The organism is Rhodococcus sp. YL-1 (assembly GCF_001942025.1).
Classification (GTDB): domain Bacteria; phylum Actinomycetota; class Actinomycetes; order Mycobacteriales; family Mycobacteriaceae; genus Rhodococcus_F; species Rhodococcus_F qingshengii.
In genome coordinates this window covers 4,996,213-5,015,909 of sequence record NZ_CP017299.1, presented here as the reverse complement: position 1 = coordinate 5,015,909, position 19,697 = coordinate 4,996,213, and the positions used below count along the sequence as shown (strand labels likewise).

The following is a 19,697-nucleotide window of genomic DNA, read 5'->3' as shown; positions in this document are numbered from 1 at the left end:
TGTGCGGCCCGTCGCGGTGCGCTCAGCTCTTGCGTGCCTCGATCAGGAATCGACTCGAGTGCGCGACAAAAGATCCGTCGCGACGGATCTGCTGATCGAGTTCGCGGAGCCGGTCCCGATACTGCGCGACGGTGAATCCCGGAACCATCCAGATCACCTTGCGTAAGAAGTAGACAACGGCGCCGATGTCGAAGAATTCCATGCGCAGACGCTCGAAACGAAGGTCGACGACGGTGAGCCCGGCCGCAATCGCGTCGGCAGTTTCGTCCTCGTGGTGCCGTCCGCGACGAGCCTGCGGCTGAGGACCGAGAAAGTACTCGACCAGTTCGAACACGCTGGCGTGACCCACATGTTGAGCGAAGTACGTTCCTCCCGGTTCGAGTACCCGCGCGATTTCGGTCCACCACACCGTCGCTGGGTGTCGGCTGGTCACCAGGTCGAAAGCCGAATCGGCGAACGGTAGCGGCGGCTCGTCCTGATCCGCGACCACCACCACACCTCGGGGACGCAGAAGGGCGGTGGCCTTGGCGATGTTCGGTGGCCAGGATTCGGTTGCAGCCATCACCGGCGGGAGTGACGGTGCAGCGGCGAGGACTTCGCCGCCGCCGGTCTGGATGTCCAATGCGGCGCCGGCGCGGCCGAGACGTTCACCCATCAGCCTCTGGTACCCCCACGACGGACGCTGCTCCGTGGCGCGTCCGTCGAGCCACGAGAAATCCCACCCGTCGACGGAGGCGGATTCCGCTTCGGCGACAAGTTCGTCGAAACCTCGTGACATGCTCTGTGACTCGCCTTCAGGCGTTCCTTCCGACATCACATCATCATCGTCGCGGAGGGTCGACGGTGCCAGTTGTTTACGGCTACTTCGGGGTGGCGCCGAGCATCGGTGCGAGTTGAGTGGCAATCGGGTTCAGGTTGAGCTTGTCCGGGTCCACCTTGGGCTTGCCGTCCCACGGTTGCGAGGTGTTCGGGTCGGCGAACGCGATGCGGTTGGCGCTACGAACCCCCGTTTCGCTGCCCTGAGGTGCCTGGCAGTTGGCGGCAGTGTTCAACGGGAAGTTCTGCGTCGTGTCGTCGAAGTTCGGGTCCTTGCGCTTCATCTCGTCGAGGATCGCCATGGTCCCTTCGTAACCGACGGTGCACGAGAGCGGGTTGTTGGTCTCGAGTACCAAGCCCAGATGTACTGTGCCGTCTCCCGGTGCAACGGTGGGCGCCGCCCCGGCGAGCGCAGGCAGGAAGAGCAGGAAGGGCTGCAGCGAGGGCAGTGTCGGTGCGGCTGCCGCTGCAACGGCGGAGAGGTTGGAGAGGTTGGTCGTGAGCGCGGGGCCGGCTTCGGTGACGAGAGAGCCGACTTGTTCGCTGGCCGGTATGCCGTTGTCGATCACGCGTCGGATGTCGCGGTCGCTGGTGCGCAATTGCGCCGTCAGTGCGTCGAGGTCGGTGCTGAACTGCTTGATCGCCGACGATTGATCGGACTGGGTCGTGAGCACCGTCTGGCTGTCGCGGATCAGTCCGAGGGTCTGGGGAAGGGCGTCGAGGCCCGACTGGGAGATCCCCGACAGCGAGTCGGCAAGTACCTGCAGATCTTCGCCCTTGCCGTTGAATGCCGCGCCGAGTTCTTTCGCGACGGTGTGGAGTGCGTCGACCGGAACGGAGTGCACCAGACCGTTGGCGCTGGTCAAGACATTCTCGATCGGGATCGGCGTGGTTGTGTCGCCCACGGCGATCACCGAGCCGTCTTCGAGGAACGGGCCCTGGTCGGTATCGGGCTGAAGGTCGACGTACTGCTCGCCGATGGCTGAGCGATTGGCCACCACGGCCCGCGCGGATGCGGGAATCTGCGGAGCACTGCTGTCGATCAACAGGTCGACTTCGATTCCGTCGGACGTGAGCGACATGTCACCGACGCGTCCGACGGGTACACCGCGATAGGTCACTTCGGCGTTGGTGAAGATGCCACCGGACGTCGCCAGTTCGGTTTTGACCGTGTATTGGCCGAATCCCAGAAGATTGTCCAGCCGTACGTATTTCGCTCCGACATAGATCAAGCCCAGGAGTGCAACCACGACGAGGGCGACCAGCTGCCATTTGGCGAGCTTCGACATCACCATGAGGTGACGACCCTGAACTGATGCGGTGTGTTCATGGTTCGACTCCCGAATGACAAGCCGGGTACGGCTGGTGTTGAGCGAATTGTGTTCACCCACGGACGTTCTGAGGTGAACCGGAAACTTCCGGCAATTCGTTGTTGGCGATAACTATAAACAAGTCGTCACAGATAGAAAGTCGGCGCTGAGATTTCCGCAGGTCGTCGAAACGTAAGTGTCGCAGCTCACTTCGAATGTGTCGATGTGATGCAGACGGCTTTCGGTCCGGATCGGGCTTGACTTCGCCAAACATATCCACAAAAGTAGATGCGTTCCGGTTGTCGTGCAGAGGGGTGTGGTCCATGGATGCTTTGGCGATCTTCAAGGCGCTGTCCAACCCGACTCGCCTGCAGATCATGGAGTGGCTCGCGCATCCGGCGAAGTATTTCGACGAGGACTCGTATACGCAGCAGGATCTCGGGTTTCACATCGGAGTCTGTGTCGGTGACATCCAGGCGCGATCGGGACTTGCCCAGTCGGTGATCTCGGGGTACCTGCAGGGCATGAAAGACGTGGGTCTGCTCGAGTCCGAGCGCATCGGGAAGTGGACGTATTACCGACGAAACGAATCCGTGATCGGCGAGTTCAGGGAATTCGTTCGCGACAAGCTGTAGCGGCCGAATTGCCCTCGTCGGCCGGTTTGTTCAACCAAATATATCTACATATCTAGATATGTAACTTTCTTGTGTGACGAAGTAGTGAGGAGTGTGTCGTGAAGTCGAAATTGTTGATACCGGTTCTGGCGTTGGGTGTATTCGGAATCATCACTACGGAGATGGGCATTATCGGGGTTCTGCCTCAGATCAGCGAAAAGTTCGGTATCACCGCGTCGACTGCCGGATGGTTGGTCGGTGTGTTTGCACTCGTCGTGGCGGTGACCGGTCCGTTCACAACGCTGATCACCTCGGGAATCAACAGGAGAACCGTTCTGTTGGTGGCGATTGCAGTCTTTGCGGTCTCCAATGTGGTGTATGCGACCACATCGAGTTTCGAGGTGATGTTTGCATTTCGGATCATCCCCGCCGTGGTTCATCCGGTCTTCTTCGCTGTCGCGCTTGCAAGTGCGGTTCGTCTGGTATCGCCGGAACAGGCGACCGCCGCGGTGACCAAGGTATTTGCAGGCGTCACAGTCGGATTCGCGTTCGGCGTGCCCTTGACGTCCTATTTGGCCGAGAACTTTTCGGTGTCGACAGCATTCGTGTTCGGCGCCGTGGTCAACGTTCTCGCGTTTCTCGGGATTGTCGTACTTCTGCCCTCGGCTCCTGTGACACAACGCCTGTCGTACGGTGCACAGGTCGGGATACTTCGCCGGCCGCGCGTGTGGTTGACCATTCTTTCCGTCACCTTCGTCTTCGCAGCCATGTTCTCGGTGTACGGATACTTTGCCGAATACCTCGGCGAAGTGACCGGCATGAGCGGATCGTGGATCAGCGCGATGCTCTTGGCTTTCGGTGTCGTGATGATCTTCGGCAACTTCGTCTTCGGGGCTCTGCTCGCCAAGGGGGTGGTGCGCACGGTTGTGGCATTTCCCTTGCTGTACATCGTCGTCTACGTGATGCTCTATCTGGCGGGCCCGTACTTCGGCGCGATGGTTGTAGCCGTGTTGGTTTGGGGTGTAGTGCATTCCGGTGGACTGGTGGTTTCGCAGAGCTGGATGGGGCGAGACGCAGTCGACGCGCCTGAATTCGGCAACAGCCTTTTCATCTCGTTCTCCAACCTGGGGATCACGCTCGGCACTGCGGTCGGTGGACTGTTTCTCGCGCATTTCGAAACCCGCCAATTAGTCTGGGCTGGAGTATTGTTCGCGATCCTGGCGCTGCTGGTGACAGGTGTTCGACTCTCGCTCAGGCACGCTCACAGCGAGAACGGTGTCAGTGTACCGGTGTAGTTCTTGGGAAGTGGCCGTGCGAACTCGCCGCGCGAACTGGTCGACAGTCCGAGGGTGACCAACGACTGAACCATCGTGACCCCAGCGGCAACGCCGTCGACTACCGGGACACCCAGTTCGTCGGACAAGTCCTGGCACAGGTCTGCCATGCCGGCGCAACCCAGCACGAGGACGTCCGAGTCGTCTTGCTCCAATGCGTCGAAACAGGCTTCCAAGATCACCTTTCGCGCGTCGGGATCACGATCGAGTTCCAGAACCGGAATCTCGCAGGAGTGGATACCCCGGCACCGAGCCTGCATGCCGTACCGGTCCACCAGATCGGCTGCGCGGCCGCGGGTTCGACCGAGAGTGGTCACGATGCTGAATCCGCGACCCAGGAAACTTGCGTAGTTCATGGCCGCTTCGGCAACAGCTACGACGGGGCCCTTGGCCAACTCTCGGGCTGCATCAAGACCTGGGTCACCGAAGCAAGCGATGACGTAGCCGTCGACTTCGTTCTTTTCTCCGGCGGCGATCTCGGTCAGGATTCCGGGGACGCTGAGAGCTTCGTCGTAGTGGCTTTCGATCGACGCGGGACCCATGGCAGGGCTGACAGCCTCGACGAATGTGCCCGAGCCTGCGACGGTCCGGGCACATTCCTCGATCTTGGCGGTCATCGCCCACGTGGTGTTGGGGTTGATCACCTTGATTCTCATGACGATCAGTCGACCGTCACAGTGTCGGGAGAGGAAGCATTCCGGACAGCTGAGGAAGAGCGCGCGGCGAGTAGGTAATAGACGGTGAATCCGAGCCCACAACCGATGAACCAGCTGTACTGCGCTGCGGTGTACATCCCGGTGAGGTCCTTGCCCAGGACCGGGACCATCGCGACGACGGCTCCCACCACGGTGGCGATCACTGCAGCAGGGTTGTATCCCTTGCTGTACCAGTAGGTTCCGGTCGGCGACATGCTGAACAGTTCGTCGACGATGACCTTCTGCTTGCGCACGAGGTAGTAGTCGGCAATCAGAATTCCGAACAGCGGACCGATGAAGGCTCCGAGGGTTTCGAGTGTGTAGTGAATGACGTCCGGATTGTTGTACAAGTTCCACGGCGTGATGAGGATCGAGCCGATCGCTGCGATCATTCCGCCGGCGCGCCAGCTGATCTTCTGCGGACTCACGTTGGAGAAGTCGAAGGCCGGGGAAATGAAGTTGGCCACGATGTTGATGCCGATCGTGGCGATGGTGAAGGTGAGTGCGCCGAGAACGATGGCGAAGGTGCTGTCGATTCGTGCAACGGTCGCAACGGGATCGGTGATCAGTTCGCCGTACACCGGCAGCGTCAACGATGCAGTGACGACGACCAACACCGAGAATACGAGGAAGTTCAACGGCAAACCGAGGAAGTTGCCCTTCTTGACGGCAGTGAACGACTTTCCGTAGCGGGAGAAGTCGCCGAAGTTGAGCATCGGTCCGGAGAAGTACGAGACAACCAGAGCGATCGCACCGAGCATGACCGGCACGGCGTCGAAACCCGAGTACTTGACGTCGCCGAGCGTGAGATCGATGGCGCTCCAGCCTGCCTTGTAGATCAGGTAGCCGCACAGCATGAACATCACGACATACACAGCCGGCCCGCAGAAGTCGATGAAGCGGCGGATCGATTCCATGCCTCGCCAGAAGACACAGGCCTGAAGTACCCACAGGAGCATGAAACTTCCCCAGCCCAGTGCGGAGAGTCCGGCGAATCCGTAGTCTTCGACGACGGCATAGGGCGCGAGTGACGGAAAGAGTTTGATCAGTACGACATCGAGGGCTGCTGAAGCGAGGAAGGTTTGAATTCCATACCAAGCCACGGCAATCAGGCCACGAATGATTGCCGGGATGTTCGCGCCGAGGACGCCGAACACGCTGCGGCAGATCACCGGATACGGCACGCCGGTAACTTGGCTGGGCTTGGCGACGAGATTGCAGAAGAAGTAGACGATCGTGATACCGACCAGCAGGGCGACGAGTACTTGCCAGCTGGCCAATCCCAGTGCGAAAAGACTACCGGCAGTGACATATCCGCCGACGCTGTGTACGTCGGACATCCAGAAGGCGAAGATGTTGTACGACGACCAGGTCTGCTTGCGAAGCGGCGCCAAGTCCTCGTTGGTCAAACGAGGGTCGTAGCCCGGCTTGATCAGGCCGCTTCCGACAGGGTGACCCGCGGCTTCGACAAGGTCACCCGATCCGGTTTCCTTTGGGGGAGTGGGGGTAGTGGTCGTTCGGGACGGAAGAATGTCGGTCATGACAGCTCCTGTGCATCAGTGCAGGAAATCAGCGGACGGTGCCACGAGCTCTCAGCGTCAGTGATGAAAACTGTGTTGAGAGAAAGGTATCGATGCTGTGTTGCACGACTATTGCGTGATCGGTATATCTTTTTCGGCCAATAGACCGGTGTCTGTCGGTAGCGTCGCGATCACGGTATCGAGTCGGCGATGATGGATTTCGGAAGCGCTCAGAAGTGCGGATGCGTCCCGACGCAGGAATGCGTCCAGCATCGCGGTGTGATCCGAGTGCAGAACCCGGCGATCGACGCCGGCAACATGGACCATCGGCTGTACTGGTTCGGTGATGTTCCAGGCAGCTTCGAACATGTGCAGCAGTCGAAGCATCTGAGACGGTCGGGTCAGTGCGAGATGAAAGTTTCGGCTCTCGCAGTGATAGGACTGAGAGTCGTCGTAGCGCAATGCGATCTCCAAACGGGAGTTCACCTCGACGGCGTGTTCGTGATCCTCTTCGGTTGCCTGCTCGACGGCGACGGCCAATGCAGCTGATTCGAGAGTTTCGCGGACGATGTACATCTCTCGCAGTTCTGCCGGCGTCAGCTGAGCAACGGTGTAGCCGAATTGATGTCGATGGTCGACCAAGGACTCTCCGACCAGTGTTTTCAGTGATTCCCGCACAGGTATTCGACTGACACCGAACACATCAGCCACGTCGCCGAGAGGAATCGGGGTACCCGGAGGCGCCGAACCCGACAGAATCACTCGCCGCAGTTCGTCGAGGATCGTTTGTTGTGGACTTCCGGGAGCATCGATTACCAGTTGCGTCAGCAGTACCGATCTACGGCGCGGCGGCATGTCGCTCTCCCTTCGTCTGTCTGCCAGAGTAGGAATACGTTGTTTCGTCTGCGTGACACCGGTGTGGCCGTCGTGCATCTCGCACTCGGGGGAGAACAAGTGGGCTCCGATCACATGCTCGCGTGAGTGCTGCTCGGGAGGCCGATCGTGGGGGTAGCGTTGTTGTGTAGTGGTATGGCAGAAAGCGAGTCGGTCGATGGCATCCGCTGTGCGCTCAGAAGCCGACCAGCGAGTTGTCGGCAACCTGCCCTTGGAGCTGACGAGTTTCGTCGGTCGTCGGCGTGAGTTGGCCGACGCCAGGAGATTGTTCGAGACGTCCCGTTTGTTGACACTCACCGGGATCGGTGGCGTGGGCAAGACACGGCTCGCGATCCGACTTGCGGGCGCGTTGCAACGGGTGTTTCGAGACGGTGCCTGGTTGGTGGAACTGGGGGAGCAGACAGATTCGGATCTCCTCGAAGATCATGTCGCCGTGACCCTTGGTGTCCGGTCGGTCTCGTCGGCGGACCCGCTGCAGGCATTGATCGACTACTGCGCCGATCGGAGTCTGCTGTTGGTGCTCGACAACTGTGAACATCTGGTCGATGCCGTCGCTGTGTTCGTAGGCGCGATCCTACGGCGATGTGCCGGCGTCAAGATCCTGGCGACGAGCCGCGAATCGCTGGGCCTGGGCGGTGAGGTGACGATGCGCGTTCCCTCACTCACCACACCGCAGCAACAGCCGCCCGAATTCGAGGGAATTGCCCAGTACGAATCGGTGTCGTTGTTCACCGAGCGTGCGGCTTCCGTCGTACCTGGTTTCACCCTCACCGAGGAGAACAAGCGCGCCGTTGCGCATATCTGTCACGACTTGGATGGACTCCCACTTCCGATCGAACTGGCGGCAGCTCGCCTGCGTGGTATGTCTGCTGAGCAGATCATGAACAGGCTCTCGGATCGATACCGACTTCTTACAACGGGTGGACGCGACGTTCCGAGTCGTCAACAGACGCTGCGATTGTCGATCGATTGGAGTTACGACCTCTGCTCGCCAACCGAACAGCAGTTGTGGGGGAGGTTGTCGGTGTTCTCGGGTGGGTTCGATCTCGATGCCGCTGAGGGCGTGTGTGGGCAGGACATGAATTCGACCGAAGTGCTCGATCTCGTCACCGCGTTGGTCGAGAAGTCCATCCTGATTCGTGAGGAAACCGACGGGGATGTTCGGTACCACCTCCTCGACCTACTCCGGGAGTACGGACATGAAAAGTTGGAGTCCGCCGGTGAGTATTCCGCTCTGCGTCGAAGCCATCGTGATTGGTTCGAGGCACTGGTCGTTCATGCGGAAGCCGAGTGGATCAGTGGCCGGCAAGCTGCCTGGATCGCAAGGCTCGGTCGTGAACAGCGCAACGTCAACGATGCGTTGGAGTACTCGATTTCCACTGCCGGAGAGGCGCGATCTGCAACGCGAATGGTCGGTGCGTTGTACAGATTCTGGCTTGCAGGTGGATTACTTGTGCAGGCGCGTTACTGGACGGATCGAGCCTTGAATGCAGAGGATCGAGAGCTGGATCCGTTCCGAGTGGATGTCTTGGCCATCGACGCCGTGAATCACGCGATGCAGGGGGAACTCGAACGGGCAGAAGAGTTGGTCGACGAGAGTTGGCGCCTGGCAAACGACTTGGCGGATGTGCGCTCGCGCGGCTTGGCGACGTGGGGAGACGGATATGTCGATACCTTCAGAGGTAACTTCGATACCGCTACAGCCAAGCTGGAATCCGCGTTGACGCTGTTTCGACTCGACAAGAATCTGCTGCATGTTGTGATCGGCCTGGACACCTTGGGAGTCGCGTACTTCCTGTCCGGCGCTCTTGATCGCTCTGTGGAGTGCAACGAAGAGATTCTCGCGATCACCGTGCCCGCCGACGAGATGATGTTCCAGGCATTTGCGCTGGGAACTCTCGGGCTCGTGAGCTGGCTCCGAGGTGAATTGGATGCCGCAAGTGACTATTTGACTCGAAGTCTGAGAATTCTCGATGCCCCGATGAACTCGGCGTGGTGTATCGAGCCGTTGGCGTGGATTGCTGCAGCGCAACGTGATTGGAAGCATGCAGCGGTTCTGCTCGGCGCGGCAGCCATGTATTGGCAGAAGGTCGGGGGACGGCTGGCGGGCCTGCCGGGTTTGTCAGCTCATCACGACACTGCTGCAGAGACTGCTCGCAAAGCCATGGGTGACGATGCTTTCGACAAGTCGTTTCGCAGCGGGTTTGCGATGTCCGAGGGTGAAGCTGTCGCATATGCGCTCGACAAGCGCTCCAGTGTCACGACTGCGTCGTCGGCTGAAGGGCCTCACCTCACTCCTCGTGAGCAGCAAGTTGCGGAACTGGTTGCCCAAGGGTTGACCAATCGCGCGATTGCGGAGCACTTGGTAATCTCGCTGCGCACCGCTCAGGGACACGTGGAACACGTACTGACAAAACTGGGATTCAGTTCCAGAGCGCAGATCGCAGCGTGGTACGTCTCGACCGCGCAGGAGCGTGACTCGCGTGAGGTCAATGGCTCAGCAGGCCGGAGTTGACGTCCGATAGCAGTTCACCACGGTCGTCGCCGCACAAGCAGAACACCGGGTAGCGCTTACCTTCTTCACGCCCCTGAAACGACACTCGTAGCGGTCCAGGCGCATCCGCGCGAGGGGATTCGGTGAGGAAAGTGTACAGCCACGGCCCCTCGTCCAATTCCACGATGGCGAGAACGGTCGAGGGGTCGCCGTGAACCGTTCGCCAGGACACGACAGTGCCGTCTCCGCAACACCGCGTCACGTCCAACCGCGCCCCACGGCACCTGGCGCAGACCGCGCTCGCGGGCGAGAGGATGACATCACATTCCGCGCAATGGGGGAGTGTCAATCGTTCGGCTCGCGACGAGCGATTCGAATATCGCCGCGATACACGCTGTTTCATCGAGCTTGCGGGATTCATGTCAGTAACGTCGGGCGAGGTAGTACGGCATCGAGTCCACGGGTGCGCGTTCGACCGACTCCCCGGACGTCGGGGCGTGAACGATCTCACCGCCTCCGGTGTAGATCCCCACATGCTCCCCGCCGTAGTACAGGACCACGTCACCCGGCTGTAGATCGTCCCGGGAAACTGGAGTGCCGCCAACCGCCTGGTCGTAGCTGGTTCGCGGAATCGAAACGCCCGCTTGTGCATAGGCCCATTGAACGAGACCGGAGCAGTCGAACGAGTCCGGCCCGGTCGCGCCCCAGACGTACGGAGCGCCGATCTTGGACTCTGCGGCTGCCAATACGCGGCCTGTATCCGAGGAAGCGAAAGCTGACACCTTCGCCGGATTCGTGTCGACGGAAACTGCGGCGATGTTCCAGTCCCGAAGCACGGGGGCCTGAGCGTTCGCGGTGTCGATACTCACGGCAAGGGTTGTCAGGGAAAGAACGCCGACGACAAGCGCTCTTCCGAGTGCATGCTTCCTCGTGCGGGGGTCGGTGAATCGGTGGTGCGACATTTCTCGTGTTGCCTTTGCGTCGATGCGTCCCGAAGCAGGTGTCCAGCTGGGTGTGATCGGGCTTCGGCTTGCGACACTCAGCCTGGTTGCGCCTCGACGTGTTCGCACCGGTCAGTTGGACGGGGTGCATACCTGTTTCGAGCGGCATTGTGGGTGCAAGGCCTGTTGATCGATCGCGAGAACTTCGACGGACTTTCGTGATCCGAATCAAGGAGGGCACGGCGGCCGGCGTCCCCCGGCTCCGGTCAGGCGATTCGCAGCGGGAGCGCCGAACGCTCAACAGTGGCACGGTCGGATGGACCACGATCCTGCGCACAAATGGCTGCGCGAACAAGTACGTGAGGCAAGCGTCTGGCTGGATTCGGCAGACGTTCTGTACTCTCGCAGTCATGCATCAGCGGAGCACAGGAACGGTGACACGGTCACTGTTGCTGCTTCTGCTGCCGTTCATCGCTCTTCTCGCAGTGCCTCCGCTTGGTTCCTCGGGTAGCGCCGCGGTGCTGGGAACTGCGATTGCCGTCTTCGTGGTCGCTGCGCTCGCAACTTCCTCGAAGTACGAACTTCTGCAACTGTGCGCGGTTTCGGCCACTGGCCCGTCTGATGACGAACGCTGCCTGCGTGGTGCTTTCCGCAGGCAGAGCAGCCCGGACGCGCCTGGTCGTCCGCAACCTCGAGCTCCGGGAATCGGTCTGTAGATCGGCAGTCGGCGGGTGTGAACTCGTCGTAGGTCGGTCAGACGTCTTGCGTCCACGACCATTCCCGCGCTCTCATCTCTCTGAGCGTGCCTTTCGGTGAGGTTCATTCGTCATGCTCGATTTTGTCTACTACCCCGTGTCCGGAATCCTCTGGTTCTGGCACAAGGTCTTCTCACTGGTCTCCGGATCACCCGACAACGGCGTCGTGTGGGCGTTGTCGGTCGTATTTCTCGTCTTCACGCTCAAAGCTTTGCTGTTCAAACCCTTCGTCAAGCAGGTCCGCACTCAACTGGTGATGCAGAAGCTGCAACCTCAGATCAAGGCGTTGCAGAAGAAGTATTCGGGTGACCGGCAGAAACTCACTGTAGAGATGGCCAAGCTGCAGAAAGAACATAATTACAGTCCGTTGCTCGGCTGTCTGCCGATGCTGGTTCAGGCACCGGTGTTCATTGGTCTCTATCACGTCCTGCGATCGTTCAATCGGACCGGAGCGGCATCGCACGTCCCGTTTCTGAGCCCGACCGAACCGATGTCGGTGGCGGACAACGCGAACACGGCCAACTACTTCTTCAGTGCCTCGGACGTGCAGTCTTTTCTCGACGCCAAACTGTTCGGCGCACCGTTGTCCGCCATGATTTCGAGCCCGGCAGCACAACTGGAAGCATTCGGCGACGTCAGCCGTATCTCCATCATTCTGGTAGCTGTACCGCTGATGATATTTGCCGCCGTCGCTACACATTTCACATCGCGGGCATCCATCGCGCGCCAAGTGGACACCGGAACCGTCAACCCTCAAACAGCGATCATGAACAAGCTCGCATTGTGGGTGTTTCCGGTGGGGGTGATCGCTTTCGGTGCGTTCGCGCCCGTGGCGATCCTGCTGTATTTCGTGAGTAACAACTGCTGGACGCTGGGACAACAGCATTTTGTGTACGGACGCATCGCTGCGGAGCAGAAGGAAGCCGAATCGTCGCCGACTCCCGGAATGACCGCGCCCCCGTCGCCCAGAGTGGCTGCACCGCCGCTGCCGGGCGCCAAGCCCATCCGCGCCAAGCGCAGGCGATGACGGAAAGCGACCCCTCCCTACCGGCGAGTAAGGCACGTACGCTGGAAAGCATGACCAAATGGACCGCAGAAGACGTAGTCGATCAGACCGGCCGCACATTTGTCGTCACGGGGGCGAACAGCGGACTGGGTGAGGTAGTCGCACGAGCGCTGGGCAAAGCCGGGGCCGACGTCGTCCTCGCCTGTCGTGACACCACGAAGGCCGACGCCGTAGCCGCCGAGATCGGGCCCAACGCGGTTGTCCGCAAATTGGACCTCTCGGATCTGTCGTCGGTACGAGCCTTCGCCGACGCAACGGAGAAGGTCGACGTCCTGGTGAACAACGCCGGCGTGATGGCGGTTCCGTTCCGCCGGACGGTCGACGGATTCGAAATGCAGATCGGCACAAACCATCTCGGACACTTCGCATTGACCGGATTGCTGAAGGACAAGCTCACCGATCGTGTCGTGACGATGTCCAGTGCCCTGCATCAGCTCGGAACTGTCGATCTGGACGATCTCAATTTCGAGCGTCGGAAGTACAACCGATGGTTGGCCTACGGGCAGTCCAAGCTTGCCAATCTGTTGTTCACGTACGAACTTCAACGCAGGTTCGCGGCGTCGGGATCTTCGCTCAAAGCGCTCGCTTCGCATCCGGGATACGCGTCGACGAACCTGCAGGGGCACACCGAGTCGATCCAGGACAAGCTGATGGGAATCGGCAATTCGATCTTCGCGCAGTCCGCGGAGATGGGCGCCCTTCCCGAACTGTGGGCGGCAACCGCGCCGGATGCCTTCGGCGGCAGTTACATCGGACCGGACGGTCCGTTCGAGCAGCGAGGGTATCCGAAGGTCGTGGGGTCGAACAAGAAGTCACACGATACGAAGACAGCCTCGGGTTTGTGGACACTGTCGGAGAAGTTGACCGGAGTCTCGTTCGGGATTTGATTCAGATATGAAGGTGGCCGCGAACTTCGAGAAGTTCGCGGCCACTTTCATATCCGTTCGAGCTAGATGTTGTTCGGGTTACAGCGTGACAACCATCTTGCCGGTGTTCGCGCCGCGCATCAGGTCGATGAACGCTTGCGGTGCATTCTCCAGGCCTTCGACGATGGTCTCGTCCCACTGAATCTTGTTGTCGGCGAGCCACCCTGCCATGTGGGTGCGGAATTCGCCACCGAGGTGACGGTAGCCGCCCACGAGGAATCCGCGCAGTGTGAGCTGCTTGCCGATCACCAGTGCCAGGTTGTGGGGAGCGGTGGGCTTCTCGGTGGTGTTGTACTGAGCGATGGCTCCGCACAGGGCAATCCGGCCACCCTGGTTCATGGCATCGATTGCGGCTTCGAGATGCTCGCCACCGACGTTGTCGAAGTACACGTCGATGCCGTCAGGGGCGGCAGCGGCGAGTAGTTCGGTGATCGGGCCGTCGTGATAGTCGAATGCCGCATCGAATCCGAGTTCGAGAAGTCGGGCAACCTTCGCCGGTGAACCGGCGCTACCGATTACTCGCTTCGCTCCGAGCAACTTGGCGATCTGACCGACGAGCGATCCGACGGCACCTGCTGCGCCGGAGACGAATACGGTATCGCCTTCCTTGAACTCCGCAACCGCGGTGAGGCCGGCATACGCGGTGAGGCCAGTCATGCCGAGGGCACCCAGGTAGGCCGTCGCCGGCGCGATGGACGTGTCGGCCGGAGTCACTGCGGATCCGTCGAGGATGGCGTATTCACGCCATCCGAGGCCGTGGACGACGACGTCGCCCACGGCGCGATCAGTCGACTTGGATTCGACGACCTCGCCGACAGCACCACCGTCGAGCGGCGCACCGACCTGGAACGGCGGAAGGTAGGACTTCACGTCGTTCATTCGGCCGCGCATGTACGGGTCGACGGAGATGGCGATGTTGCGGACCAGAATCTGGCCGTCTTCGAGTTCGGGGAGTTCTACTTCGGCGGTGGCGAAGTTCTCCGACGTGGGCCAACCGTTCGGGCGTGAAGCGAGACGGATTTCCCGGCTGACAGTGGTAGTGCTCATTCGTCGTCCTTACTTACTTCGAGGGTGACCTCGATGTTGCCGCGAGTTGCATTGGAGTACGGGCACACCTGGTGTGCCTTCTCCGTCAGCTCGACGGCCTGATCATGGGGTAGATGGGGGAGTGAAACCTCCAGCGTCACAGCGAGTCCGAAGCCTCCTGCACCGTTGGGGCCGATGCCGACCCGCGCGCCGACTGCGGAATCAGCCACGTTGGCCTTCTCGGCACGGGCGACCATCTGCAGAGCGGAGTGGAAGCATGCTGCGTATCCGGCGGCAAAGAGCTGCTCGGGGTTGGTGCCTTCGCCGCTGCCACCCATTTCCTTGGGAATGGCGAGGCCGAGATCGAGGCGTCCGTCCGAGGTGCGAGCGTGACCGTTGCGGCCTTCGCCGGTGGCAAGTGCTTCTGCGGTGTAGACGATGTTCATGACTTCTTCTTTCCGTCGGAGTGGGCATTGGATGCTTGGAGCGACTCGCCGAGACGAGTGAGAACGTCTCGAAGTTCGGTGAGTTCGTCGGTGCTCAGACCAGTGGCACCTGCGAGTTTGGCTGGGATGTCCTCGGCCTTGCTGCGCAGGGTGGAACCCGCCTCGGTCAGGTGAATCTCGACGCGACGCTCGTCGGTGGTGAGGCGTCGGCGCTCGATGAATCCCAGACCCTCGAGCCTCTTGAGCAGCGGCGAGAGAGTTCCGGTATCGAGATCGAGTGCCTCACAGATCTCACGCACCCCGCGGCCGTCTCGTTCCCAGAGTGTCAACAAGACGAGGTACTGGGGATACGTGATTCCCAGGTCGTCGAGCATCGCCCGGTACGCGGCCGTCGTGGCCCGCGACGCCGAATAGAGGGCGAAGCAGACCTGGCGTTCGAGGGCGAGTGGGTTGGTCACGAGAACAACTGTAGCGCACAGTTAAGTTGTGCACAACAAAGAAGTGTCAAATAGATCTACGGATAGGCGGCCGTTCGTCTACGGCGTCGACAGGATCTCGGAGACATGCGAGAGGAAGGTGTGCACTGTCCGGGCAGCGGGCGCAGGAAACCTGGTCCGCACTGCCAATCCGTCGTGAGTTCGTGAGAACCAGAACTGAACGTCGTCGGCGTTCGAGACGCGACTGAGTTGCTGCGGATTGATCGGCGCAGGCTGTGATTCGCTGGACTTTGATTTACGGGGGCGAGATCCACCGGGCATGGTTCGGTAGTCGGCGTAGGACACCGAGAAGATGTCTCTGCGAGTGGGCGAAACCTCGGGCCCCAAGCTCCGCAACACCTGCCTCGACGACACGGACGACAGTGAAAGTGACTCGTGGAAAGCGAGATTGACTGCCCGGGCAGTGCTGTGAAGATTGTCCATGCTCGTCACGGTGATGGGCGCATTGGCTACCAGCCATCCGAAGGTGTGGTTGTGTCGCGGTTCCCGACGCGTGTGAACAGGGAACAGTAGGTGCGTGTCCCTCTTGCCGGTCAATTGTGTTGTGGCCAAACCGATCGACGCAAGAATTGCACCGAACGACGAGTGCCGATGATCGGCGCAGTTCTGGTCGAACAACTCTGCTTCGTCGGCGTCGAGGAGCATTCGGGTGTCTGTGCCCTGGGGCGACATCGCCCCGGCGGGCAGTCCCAGATCTACGGGAAAATGGGGAGTGTCACCCCCGCATGCTCGGAGGAAGGACCGCCAACCCGCAATCCGGTGGTCGCCGGGCTCTGGATCCGCGGTTGCCGATTCCCGGAAGCAGTAGTTGAGGAAACTCCCGGGCTCCGGAAGGAGATCAGACGCGATCGGATCACGGTCCGCCCGCGTGTATTCGCGATACAGAGTGCTGATCTCGGTAATTGCGATGCTCATGGACCAGCCGTCGCAGATGGCATGGTCGAACCCGCAGACCACTGTCGACTGGTCCTCGCGGGTGATGGCACCGAGAAAGTACGCGGGAAACGCGAAAGGATTGCACCATCGATCCAAGCGCTCGCCCAAGAGTTCTCGCACCTGCTCCGGTGTTCGCGCGTCAGCCACTGTTTCCTCACGCAGGCGCAGATCGGCGACGTCGGCGACGTCGACGAACAGTGCCGAGGATTCACCCGATTCTTCGGCCTGGGAGAACGAGCACGACAGGGCGTCGTGACGGGACGTCCATTCCTCGAAGCTGGCCTTGAGTGCGTCCGTGTCGATGGGGCCGGGAACGTCGAAAGTGGCAGCGAGCCAAGTCGTATCGCCGCGGCTGCCGGCAAGATGCAGCTGCTGATTGGAGGTCGGAGGAACCGGATACGTCGTTCCGGTGGAGATTTCACTCGGCGTCCACTGCAGAATGCGGCCCGGCCGTGCCTCGAACCTGTCGAGAAACGTGATGTGCATCAGGCGGTCTCCACTTCCTGACGTGCATCCGCCTGACGCACGACACGGTAGTCGCCGGTATCAGCGACCGTTCTCAGGACGTTGCGAAGGTGTCGTAGGTACCGATTCACCGATGTGTGCGCCTGCTCGGTGTCCGGAAAACTGACCATCACGTACGTACGGTCTTCCTTCCGGTTGATCCACATCGACAGATCACCCGTCGTTCCTGGCCCACCCAGTGCCCGCGCCTCGAGTTCGTCATGGTGCTCGGCACCTGGAATCAGGCGCATGTCGATGTACGACACCATCGGCGGGACCGAGGTTCCACCGATGTCGGATCCGGTCAACTTCGACACCTGGGCGATCACCGAGTGAATGGACACGTCCGCGAGTCCCTTCACCGCAGCGCGAGCAGCGTGGGCAAGGGGGAGTGCATCGGTAAAGTTCGTGACACCGCTCAGCGTGAACGAGACCGGGACGAGATTGATGAACCAGCCTTGGGAATAGAGGTATCTCGGATCGGAGCGAGTGCCGACTGCGTTGAGCGCGAAGTAGTTCGCTCGATCCGCAACTTCGATCTCGGTGAGGGCGAGGGCTGCGAAGATCCCCGTGGAGAAGCCGACGCCATTGGACTTGCACAGCGCTGCGAACGCGGCTGACTCGTCGCTGTCGAGAACGTCGATGTGTGTGCGGGTCGACCGGGTCTGTTCGCCGCTCGCGACACCGAGGTCGAGGGGGAACGTCGGGAGTTGGCCGGCGTTGGCGGCGAGAATCGAAATCCACTGCTGCACAGGCGCTGCGGTCAGGTCGAGGTTCCCCGCAGATGTCCGTTCCTCGCCGCTGTGCTCCACGTAGCTGCCGGGAGAGGGAAGTTGAGCGTCGATGCCGGCGCTTTCGGCGATGTACAGCGCACGAAGTTCTTCGACGCCCAGCATCAACGACAGGCCGTCGGTGTGCGAGTGATCGACGCCGTAGTAGACGGTGAAGCCGGCGCCGTGCTCGACGACGCCACTGATGAACGAGGGCCATTGCAATGGGCTGGTATCGCCGGCGAAACTTCGGCTCACATGCTCGCGAACCGCATCTGTCGTGTTCAGAGAACCGACGCTGTGCGGCGTGAGTTCGATCGTCGACGCATCCACCACGTGACGGTCGATGACCCCGCTACCGTCGGGATCTTCGGATGACCTCACCTCGAACCAACTGTGCAGTGTGTTGTGCCGCAGGACAAACGCCTGGACCGCCCGACGCAGTGCCTCCCGATCGAGATCACCGGGCAGAGTGAACGTGAATCCGATCCACGGTGACCAGTCGACGCCTTGTGCGCGCTTGTGATCGGCGGTACGAATGTGTCCTTCCTGTAGGAACGAGAGCGGTTGGTCGCTCCGCGGAGCCCCGGATGCCGCCGCCAGGGATTGTTCAGTAGGCCTGAACTCGGTGAGCGTCCCGGCTTTCGGTGCCCAGAGATCGATGGGTGTCATTTCCATGAGAGTTCTCCTCGATCGGTACAGCGGTATTGATCGGTACGGCGGTGTTGGTCGGAGGTGCGAAAGTGTCGGTCGAGAAGGCAAAGTCCTCCATTTCGCGGCGTAGGAGTCCCGCGAACTGATGGATGTGGCGGCTCGTGCGCGCGTTGCCCGGGTGGCGTATGGCCAGATTGAGCCCTTCGGGAGTCCGCGTGAGCCAGATGTAGACGTCGGTTCCCGAATGATCTCGACTACGAAGGCCCCTGGTCTGCCAGCTCGTCCATTGCTCGGCACCAGGAACGTGACGAACGTCCATGTACGAGAGCACGAACGGCAGGTGCTGCGGGGAGTCGATCAGCTCGCACACTTTCGAATACGGCAGTGCCGCGGCGGGGCGGACGCGCCGTATCTCCGCGCCGGCAACCTTGGCCAGATCGCTCACGGTTGCGGCGGGGGCAATCGGAATCCTCACCGGCACAACACCGATGAACCATCCCAGCGACGCGGCCCATCGAAGCTCCGAACGGGTGTGTTGCGGCACGACGACGCGGAATTCGTCTGCACCGGTGAGATCGCCGGTCACCTTGGCCGCGCACGCGAGTATCGCGGCCAGGAATCCTTGGTTGCTGCGCTTGCTCGCTTCTGCCAGGCGTTCGGCTCCCCGGGCGCTCAGAAGCCAGGCAGACAGGCTCTGCTGAGGGACTCGGCGTCCGGTGACCGGTTCGGGTAGCGCTGGAAAGTACGGAGCCTCGCCCTGCGCGTAGAACTCGCGCCACGTCTGCACTGCCGGGTGAGAGCGGTCCGCGTGTCCCACGAGATCTCGTTCCTTGGTGCCGAAGTCGATGTAGCTTCCGGTCTCCGGCGGCGAGGGAGGGCTTCCCTCGCTCAACGATCGGTAGATCGTCTGCAGTTCGTGCGCGGTCAACGCCACCGAATATCCGTCCAGCAGAGCATGATCAGCGGCAAAAACCACGGTGAAGTGGTTGGGGCCTTCGATCGTCGCGAACTGATACGCAGGCCAGACAAGTGGATCGGTCGATCGGTCGAGCAGTTGCTGCAGATGCGTGAAGACAGACATCGAGGACGCAAGGTGTCCGACCTCGGTGCCCAGAATCCGGACGTCTCCAGACGCCGCGGTGCGTCGGACTATCGTTTCGCCCTCCACGGCGACGTGTGTTCGGAGCACTTCGTGGCGATCGATCCAGTGATCGAGAGCGGCCGCCCAGATCCTTCGGTCGAGTCGGTCGTGGATGCGAAACGAGGTACCCAGCCACGACGGAGTGCACACGTCGGTCTGATGGTGCACCTGCCGTTTCGCCTGCTGGGCATGTTTCAAGTGTGCCTCGTGTATGTAGCTGGCGGGACGCTGGTCGACAGGCCACAGCTCGGGCGGATTCACCGCGGCGGGAGTCCACTCGGTGACGGTCCCTGGAGGTAGGGGATAGTCGGCAAGTTCCGTGAATTCCATTGGGAAACCTGATCTCTCGAGATGGCGA

At 60.9% G+C, this 19,697-nt stretch carries 19 protein-coding genes; 6 read left to right on the top strand and 13 right to left on the bottom strand.

Annotated features, from left to right (window positions below):
- Positions 1-22: 22 nt before the first annotated feature.
- The gene (locus tag BH682_RS23165; RefSeq protein WP_007733927.1) at positions 23-778 is read right to left on the bottom strand and encodes a class I SAM-dependent methyltransferase; all 756 of its coding nucleotides are present in this window, start codon (positions 776-778) and stop codon (positions 23-25) included.
- A gap of 82 nt (positions 779-860) precedes the next feature.
- Positions 861-2,111 carry an MCE family protein gene (locus tag BH682_RS23160; RefSeq protein WP_411561100.1) on the bottom strand — a complete coding sequence of 417 codons (1,251 nt, stop codon included), beginning with the start codon at positions 2,109-2,111 and terminating at the stop codon, positions 861-863.
- Positions 2,112-2,449: 338 nt separating this feature from the next.
- On the opposite strand from BH682_RS23160, the gene BH682_RS23155 reads away from it, so the two are divergent.
- On the top strand, positions 2,450-2,761 hold the full coding sequence (locus BH682_RS23155; protein ID WP_075834233.1) for an ArsR/SmtB family transcription factor: 312 nt from the start codon (positions 2,450-2,452) through the stop codon (positions 2,759-2,761).
- A gap of 98 nt (positions 2,762-2,859) precedes the next feature.
- Positions 2,860-4,035 (top strand): MFS transporter, encoded by a 1,176-nt coding sequence (locus BH682_RS23150; RefSeq protein WP_003939751.1) that lies wholly within the window; start codon positions 2,860-2,862, stop codon positions 4,033-4,035.
- Here BH682_RS23150 and BH682_RS23145 read toward each other — a convergent pair.
- The 3 genes from BH682_RS23145 to BH682_RS23135 all read right to left on the bottom strand — a co-directional run bounded on the left by BH682_RS23145 (position 4,002) and on the right by BH682_RS23135 (position 7,144).
- The gene (locus BH682_RS23145; protein ID WP_007733934.1) at positions 4,002-4,730 is read right to left on the bottom strand and encodes an aspartate/glutamate racemase family protein; all 729 of its coding nucleotides are present in this window, start codon (positions 4,728-4,730) and stop codon (positions 4,002-4,004) included. The two genes, BH682_RS23150 and BH682_RS23145, sit on opposite strands and share 34 nt — an antisense overlap.
- Positions 4,731-4,735: 5 nt before the next feature.
- On the bottom strand, positions 4,736-6,310 hold the full coding sequence (locus BH682_RS23140; protein WP_058037776.1) for an NCS1 family nucleobase:cation symporter-1: 1,575 nt from the start codon (positions 6,308-6,310) through the stop codon (positions 4,736-4,738).
- Between the two features lie 108 nt (positions 6,311-6,418).
- Positions 6,419-7,144, bottom strand: a complete 726-nt coding sequence (locus BH682_RS23135; RefSeq protein WP_042451513.1) for a GntR family transcriptional regulator — start codon at positions 7,142-7,144, stop codon at positions 6,419-6,421.
- A gap of 196 nt (positions 7,145-7,340) precedes the next feature.
- On the opposite strand from BH682_RS23135, the gene BH682_RS23130 reads away from it, so the two are divergent.
- Entirely contained in the window at positions 7,341-9,698 is a 2,358-nt protein-coding gene (locus tag BH682_RS23130; protein WP_058226164.1) for an ATP-binding protein, read from the top strand.
- Here the strand turns inward: BH682_RS23130 and BH682_RS23125 are convergent.
- Together BH682_RS23125 and BH682_RS23120 are read right to left on the bottom strand one after the other, a co-directional pair.
- Positions 9,673-9,909: a hypothetical protein gene (locus BH682_RS23125; protein WP_007733940.1), complete on the bottom strand. Its 237-nt coding sequence runs from the start codon at positions 9,907-9,909 to the stop codon at positions 9,673-9,675. The genes BH682_RS23130 and BH682_RS23125 overlap by 26 nt on opposite strands.
- A gap of 190 nt (positions 9,910-10,099) precedes the next feature.
- Positions 10,100-10,639 (bottom strand): C40 family peptidase, encoded by a 540-nt coding sequence (locus tag BH682_RS23120; RefSeq protein WP_030535282.1) that lies wholly within the window; start codon positions 10,637-10,639, stop codon positions 10,100-10,102.
- Between the two features lie 389 nt (positions 10,640-11,028).
- Here BH682_RS23120 and BH682_RS23115 point away from each other — a divergent pair, with 389 nt between their 5' ends.
- The 3 genes from BH682_RS23115 (at position 11,029) to BH682_RS23105 (ending at position 13,326) form a co-directional block, all read left to right on the top strand.
- Positions 11,029-11,334, top strand: coding sequence for a DUF6412 domain-containing protein (locus tag BH682_RS23115; RefSeq protein WP_075834231.1), 306 nt, complete (start codon positions 11,029-11,031; stop codon positions 11,332-11,334).
- A gap of 112 nt (positions 11,335-11,446) precedes the next feature.
- On the top strand, positions 11,447-12,400 hold the full coding sequence (gene yidC, locus BH682_RS23110; protein WP_003939695.1) for a membrane protein insertase YidC: 954 nt from the start codon (positions 11,447-11,449) through the stop codon (positions 12,398-12,400).
- Between the two features lie 50 nt (positions 12,401-12,450).
- A complete protein-coding gene (locus BH682_RS23105) occupies positions 12,451-13,326 on the top strand; it encodes an oxidoreductase (RefSeq protein ID WP_030535283.1) in 876 nt (291 codons plus the stop codon).
- Positions 13,327-13,404: 78 nt separating this feature from the next.
- On the opposite strand, the gene BH682_RS23100 is transcribed toward BH682_RS23105, so the two are convergent.
- From BH682_RS23100 to BH682_RS23075, 6 genes are all read right to left on the bottom strand, one after another.
- On the bottom strand, positions 13,405-14,412 hold the full coding sequence (locus BH682_RS23100) for an NADP-dependent oxidoreductase (protein WP_007733944.1): 1,008 nt from the start codon (positions 14,410-14,412) through the stop codon (positions 13,405-13,407).
- A complete protein-coding gene (locus BH682_RS23095; RefSeq protein WP_003939720.1) occupies positions 14,409-14,837 on the bottom strand; it encodes an organic hydroperoxide resistance protein in 429 nt (142 codons plus the stop codon). The genes BH682_RS23100 and BH682_RS23095 overlap by 4 nt, the downstream gene beginning before the upstream one ends.
- Complete coding sequence (locus tag BH682_RS23090) at positions 14,834-15,295, bottom strand: MarR family winged helix-turn-helix transcriptional regulator (RefSeq protein ID WP_042451335.1); 462 nt, start codon at positions 15,293-15,295, stop codon at positions 14,834-14,836. Before BH682_RS23090 ends, BH682_RS23095 begins: the two co-directional genes overlap by 4 nt.
- A 78-nt stretch (positions 15,296-15,373) precedes the next feature.
- Positions 15,374-16,756, bottom strand: a complete 1,383-nt coding sequence (locus tag BH682_RS23085; RefSeq protein WP_064687631.1) for a condensation domain-containing protein — start codon at positions 16,754-16,756, stop codon at positions 15,374-15,376.
- Positions 16,756-18,222, bottom strand: coding sequence for a condensation domain-containing protein (locus BH682_RS23080; RefSeq protein ID WP_075834229.1), 1,467 nt, complete (start codon positions 18,220-18,222; stop codon positions 16,756-16,758). Before BH682_RS23080 ends, BH682_RS23085 begins: the two co-directional genes overlap by 1 nt.
- Positions 18,155-19,669 carry a condensation domain-containing protein gene (locus BH682_RS23075; RefSeq protein ID WP_075834227.1) on the bottom strand — a complete coding sequence of 505 codons (1,515 nt, stop codon included), beginning with the start codon at positions 19,667-19,669 and terminating at the stop codon, positions 18,155-18,157. Before BH682_RS23075 ends, BH682_RS23080 begins: the two co-directional genes overlap by 68 nt.
- Positions 19,670-19,697: the final 28 nt, after the last annotated feature.

Excerpts from the sequence above, each read along its gene's own strand:
- BH682_RS23165 (WP_007733927.1), bottom strand. The coding sequence starts at position 778 with ATGTCACGAGGTTTCGACGAACTTGTCGCCGAAGCGGAATCCGCCTCC.
- BH682_RS23160 (WP_411561100.1), bottom strand. The coding sequence starts at position 2,111 with ATGGTGATGTCGAAGCTCGCCAAATGGCAGCTGGTCGCCCTCGTCGTG.
- BH682_RS23155 (WP_075834233.1), top strand. The coding sequence starts at position 2,450 with ATGGATGCTTTGGCGATCTTCAAGGCGCTGTCCAACCCGACTCGCCTG.
- BH682_RS23145 (WP_007733934.1), bottom strand. The coding sequence starts at position 4,730 with ATGAGAATCAAGGTGATCAACCCCAACACCACGTGGGCGATGACCGCC.
- BH682_RS23140 (WP_058037776.1), bottom strand. The coding sequence starts at position 6,310 with ATGACCGACATTCTTCCGTCCCGAACGACCACTACCCCCACTCCCCCA.
- BH682_RS23135 (WP_042451513.1), bottom strand. The coding sequence starts at position 7,144 with ATGCCGCCGCGCCGTAGATCGGTACTGCTGACGCAACTGGTAATCGAT.
- BH682_RS23130 (WP_058226164.1), top strand. The coding sequence starts at position 7,341 with ATGGCATCCGCTGTGCGCTCAGAAGCCGACCAGCGAGTTGTCGGCAAC.
- BH682_RS23120 (WP_030535282.1), bottom strand. The coding sequence starts at position 10,639 with ATGTCGCACCACCGATTCACCGACCCCCGCACGAGGAAGCATGCACTC.
- BH682_RS23115 (WP_075834231.1), top strand. The coding sequence starts at position 11,029 with ATGCATCAGCGGAGCACAGGAACGGTGACACGGTCACTGTTGCTGCTT.
- yidC (WP_003939695.1), top strand. The coding sequence starts at position 11,447 with ATGCTCGATTTTGTCTACTACCCCGTGTCCGGAATCCTCTGGTTCTGG.
- BH682_RS23105 (WP_030535283.1), top strand. The coding sequence starts at position 12,451 with ATGACCAAATGGACCGCAGAAGACGTAGTCGATCAGACCGGCCGCACA.
- BH682_RS23100 (WP_007733944.1), bottom strand. The coding sequence starts at position 14,412 with ATGAGCACTACCACTGTCAGCCGGGAAATCCGTCTCGCTTCACGCCCG.
- BH682_RS23095 (WP_003939720.1), bottom strand. The coding sequence starts at position 14,837 with ATGAACATCGTCTACACCGCAGAAGCACTTGCCACCGGCGAAGGCCGC.
- BH682_RS23085 (WP_064687631.1), bottom strand. The coding sequence starts at position 16,756 with ATGCACATCACGTTTCTCGACAGGTTCGAGGCACGGCCGGGCCGCATT.
- BH682_RS23080 (WP_075834229.1), bottom strand. The coding sequence starts at position 18,222 with ATGGAAATGACACCCATCGATCTCTGGGCACCGAAAGCCGGGACGCTC.
- BH682_RS23075 (WP_075834227.1), bottom strand. The coding sequence starts at position 19,669 with ATGGAATTCACGGAACTTGCCGACTATCCCCTACCTCCAGGGACCGTC.